This is a genomic window from Rhizobacter sp. P1_G5, assembly GCF_056405435.1.
This window is the reverse complement of sequence record NZ_JBFUCB010000590.1, coordinates 1-3783: the sequence shown is the minus strand read 5'-3', so window position 1 is coordinate 3783 and position 3783 is coordinate 1. Positions and strand designations below refer to the sequence as shown.

The following is a 3783-nucleotide window of genomic DNA, read 5'->3' as shown; positions in this document are numbered from 1 at the left end:
ACGTTTCCCACTGCGCCTCGTCGTCGTCCTTGAATTCGGAGCTCGTCTGCGACCATGCGACCCACGCATCGCGCGCGTCGTCCTCGAAGGCAGTCCCCTTCAGACTGGCCAGAGCGATCCCCATCTCGACCCACCGGCTGCGCTCGTCGGCAGGGATGCTGCGCAGTGCGTCGCGCAGATCGAGAAGCGTTTGCGCCGTCGCTCGACCGAGCGTGATCTGGCGGTCGAAATCCTCGACGTCGGCGTCCGTACGCGGCTTCGACGGCCGGGCCGCGGCGGCGCCTGGCCGCTCTGGCGAATCCATTGCGTCGAAGCCCGGCGCGTAAATGACAATATCCAGCGGCAGGCCGTCAATGACGTGCGTTTCGAACTGCACGCCCGCGACCCGGCCGAAGTAGTAGCAGCGGGTAGCCTGCCAGCTCTCTGCGGCCAGGATGCCCTCCAGAGCCCCATTCAGCCAGCTCATCATGGGTCCGTACTCGTCGGAGCTGATTGGCTGCGCCAGGGGCACGACGACGCGCCAGCGCGGCCCGCCGCGGCTGGTCTTTGTCACGACACCATTCGAGGCGCTCGTGTAGATGAACCCCCGAATGCCGGCTGCAGTGAGACGCTCCGCCGCTTCAATAGCGGTCACCTCTTCGGCGTCGTAGTCGCCCACGAGGCCGAAGACATGATCTACCGCGACACCCGCCGCGCGACTTGCTCCCCGCGACGATGTGAGCCGGAACAAAGGACAAGCCTTCTTGCTCGAGTACTCAGCCGGCTCTGCCAATTTCCGGCAGAGATCGGGCCACAGGAGTTGCTCCGCAACGCCGTCGGTGCGCCGATCATTCGGAAAGAATGTCGCGTGGAGGGTGGCAGGTCTCTCGCGCGATGCAGTGGCCGCCGAAGCGATGGCCTCTGCAGCCTGCTCGATTGCGACGATGTCAAATTCGTCGGGAGAGGCCGGCGAGCATGCGGGTTGGTCGTCCCACAGGTTGATCGAGAGCGGCAAGGTGACCATAATGGCGTTGTCCTGATCGTTTTCGTTTTGATTCGAGGCCTCGACTGTTCCAGCGGTCGGGGCCTCCCCACTTGTTGGGTTGGCTTTCATGCTGGTGCGCCCCCCGCCGCTTGCGCCATGCCTTCGCGCATGAGGCGCTCCAGGTCGGACTTCCGCCAGCGCAAGGTGTCCCCCGGCAGGCGCACGGCCGGCAGTGCCCCCGTCGCGTTCCATCTGTACGCAGTCGCACGATTGATGCGCAGCAGCGCCATGACGTCACGCACGGTGAGCAGTTGGTCAAGGTTGTCAGTTGCCATTTGGGACCTCTCAAGTGGCGTTGAACATGGATGCATTAAAAGTGGCATCCCAGCGGTTATGCGCATAGGGGTGCACTACGAAATACGTGGGCGTATTGAAAGCGGCTTTTGCGCGAGTAAGAGCAAGCCCCGCCTGCATCAAGAGCCGCCCGGCACGATCGCGAGCAACGACGCGGCTTTGCGCGTCGCGCGCATTAGCAGTTGCTCAAATCCGACTGCGGCAAGGGGCTTCGAACCACCGCGCAATCGCACCTCGGAGCAGCAGAAGTCCTTCAGCAGCAATCGTGCTGCTCTCGGAGTGGGCACCCTCGGCTTCGTCACGGACGCGCCCGCGGCCCGCCCCTGCGATGGCTTCCGCATCAATCACCGGCGGCGCCTTGACCTCCGGCACCGCAGCGGCATCGACAGCACGGAACGCGTCCGCCGTTGAGGCCCTGCGCGTGAAGGCGCACACGTCTCGGACGCCGCGCTGTGACATGCCCGTGAGCTCCGAAATCGCACGCCACGACAGCCCATGCGCCTCTCGCAGTTCGCGCGCCTTCTCGACCAGTTCATCGCTGAACTTAGYGCGCTGGTGAGTCTCGCCCACCCTGTAGAGCTGGCCATCGCCGGCCTTCCGCAGTGCGATGGTGGCGCGCTTCATGCTCGCCCCTTACGAGCGGCCCCGCCCTCTTCAACGGCCGCGAGCGCTTCGCGCACTCGGCCCAGGTTGTAGCGAATCGCGCCGCCGATTCGATAGAACGGCACCAGGCGCTTGCCGATTCGGTCCTTGCGGACCCAGTGAACGGACAGGCCGAGCGCAGCGGCTACGACGTGTTCGTCGACCGCGATGGGATCGATGGAAATGTGGGACATGCTCACCCCGCTGGTGAGTCTTGTGCACGCCTATGGTCCTCGGGCAACTGCCGCTCTGGAACACGCTGCAAGTGCGGGCCGCGGGGGTCACAAACGCGGATTGCACTTCGCAGCGCTACTGGCCTTGCGCCAGCTGTTCACTCCCGATGCCTGCTCCTCGCAGGCTGCACGGAAAGGATATCAAGTGCACCCAATGTAGCGAGGTATGCGAACGCGTGCAAATCTAGACCGCCTGCGCCTCGATGAAATCGGCCACCGCTTGCCACCCGGCGCGCAGCTGCGTATCGCTGATCCCCACGTAGTGCGCCGCCGCCGTGTCGCCGCTGTCGGAGGCGTGGTTCAGCATCTTGCGCAACGTGAACGCCGGCACCAGTTCCGCAGCGATCGATGCGAAGGTGTGCCGCAGCTTGTGCGGCGAGATCCCCTGCACGCCGGCCGCCTCGTTGATGGCGTCGAGCGACTTCCCAGCGTCTTGCACGCCGAACAGCAGTGCGTCGCTCTTCTTCCCCTTCGCGTGCGCTCGCGCGATCTTGGCGGCTTGCCTGCTCAGCACGAGGGTGTGGTCGGCGCGGTTCTTCGTGTCGACCAGCCGAACGCGGTCCCCCTGCTGGTCGAAATGCTTGACCTGGATGCCAGCAGCCTCGCCAGGCCGGCAGCCGGTGAGCAGTTGGAAGCGAAGTTGATCGGCGCCACCCGTTGGCATCTCACAAGCGGCCCGCCACCATGCGCCGAGGCGCTCCACAGGGATCGGTGTGGGGTTGCCCTTGCTCGTCACCAGGCGGACGCGCGCGGCGCCTGCCGTGGCCGGGCTGAGCGGGTCACCGTCAATCGCGACGCCATGGTGCCGGAGCACTGCGCGTAGCACCTGCAGTGCGTAGGTCTGGCGGCGCAGGCCACGCGGCTCCAGCGAGGCGTACAGCTTCCGGATGTCGTCTGCAGTGATCTTGTGCAGGGCCTTGCCGGCGAGGGAGTGCAGCGCACCGGGCAGCGTTGGGCGACCCGACTTTGTGGCGCCCGCCGGCTCAACCATTGCCAGGTAGTCGGAGCGCGTGCGCGCCTTCAGGGGCAAACCATCCTTGGACCGTCGCTTGTTCTTCGCGTAGTCCCGCACTGCGGCGTCGAGCGTGAGCGCGTCGACCTTCTCGGCCTTGCGCTTCAGCCGACGGTCCTCGAGCCGGTCCTTGCCCTGCTGTAGCTCGCTGCTGACATCGAGCTGGAGCCGGCGCGCCGCGTCGCTGCTGATCGCTGCGGCGCCCGCCGCCTTGCCCAGCGTGCGCCGCACAGTCTTGCCGTCGACCCGCCGTTCAGCGATCCATGCCCGCGCGCCAGCAGCGGTGACGCGAACCCCGAAGCCCGGCGTGCCCGGGCACCAGTGGATGTCATAGCCCGCGGCCGGCGTCGCGATCGCGCGCGCCACGCTGTCGGTCAATCGCTTCTGCAGGGTTGGCATGGGTGGCTTTCTGCCGTGTAGGCACAAATGTAGGCAGAAAGTGTACTAACGGCTGCCAAAGAATGCCACTGCATGCGCCGTCTTACCTGGGAAATCGACGCCGGACGATCCACCTCGGGTGTTAGAGCGACGGAATCATAATCCGCAGGTCCGGGGTTCGAATCCCTGAAGCGCCACCA

The 3783-nt window shown here is 65.7% G+C and carries 5 protein-coding genes; all 5 read right to left on the bottom strand.

All coding sequences use genetic code 11. From position 1 onward, the window contains the following. A partial coding sequence (locus AC1D12_RS27560; protein WP_477844239.1) for a PriCT-2 domain-containing protein occupies positions 1-1093 on the bottom strand: 1093 nt, incomplete at its 3' end. Then, positions 1090-1299: a helix-turn-helix transcriptional regulator gene (locus AC1D12_RS27555; protein ID WP_477844237.1), complete on the bottom strand. Its 210-nt coding sequence runs from the start codon at positions 1297-1299 to the stop codon at positions 1090-1092. The genes AC1D12_RS27555 and AC1D12_RS27560, both read right to left, overlap by 4 nt. 205 nt (positions 1300-1504) lie before the next feature. After that, positions 1505-1942, bottom strand: a complete 438-nt coding sequence (locus AC1D12_RS27550) for a hypothetical protein (protein WP_477844235.1) — start codon at positions 1940-1942, stop codon at positions 1505-1507. Next, positions 1939-2154: a hypothetical protein gene (locus AC1D12_RS27545; RefSeq protein ID WP_477844233.1), complete on the bottom strand. Its 216-nt coding sequence runs from the start codon at positions 2152-2154 to the stop codon at positions 1939-1941. Before AC1D12_RS27545 ends, AC1D12_RS27550 begins: the two co-directional genes overlap by 4 nt. A 223-nt stretch (positions 2155-2377) precedes the next feature. Further along, positions 2378-3604 carry a tyrosine-type recombinase/integrase gene (locus AC1D12_RS27540; RefSeq protein WP_477844231.1) on the bottom strand — a complete coding sequence of 409 codons (1227 nt, stop codon included), beginning with the start codon at positions 3602-3604 and terminating at the stop codon, positions 2378-2380. Positions 3605-3783: the final 179 nt, after the last annotated feature.

What these genes read in the sequence shown, in the direction of transcription:
- AC1D12_RS27555 (WP_477844237.1), bottom strand. Translation starts at nt 1,299, where the DNA reads ATGGCAACTGACAACCTTGACCAACTGCTCACCGTGCGTGACGTCATG.
- AC1D12_RS27545 (WP_477844233.1), bottom strand. Translation starts at nt 2,154, where the DNA reads ATGTCCCACATTTCCATCGATCCCATCGCGGTCGACGAACACGTCGTA.
- AC1D12_RS27540 (WP_477844231.1), bottom strand. Translation starts at nt 3,604, where the DNA reads ATGCCAACCCTGCAGAAGCGATTGACCGACAGCGTGGCGCGCGCGATC.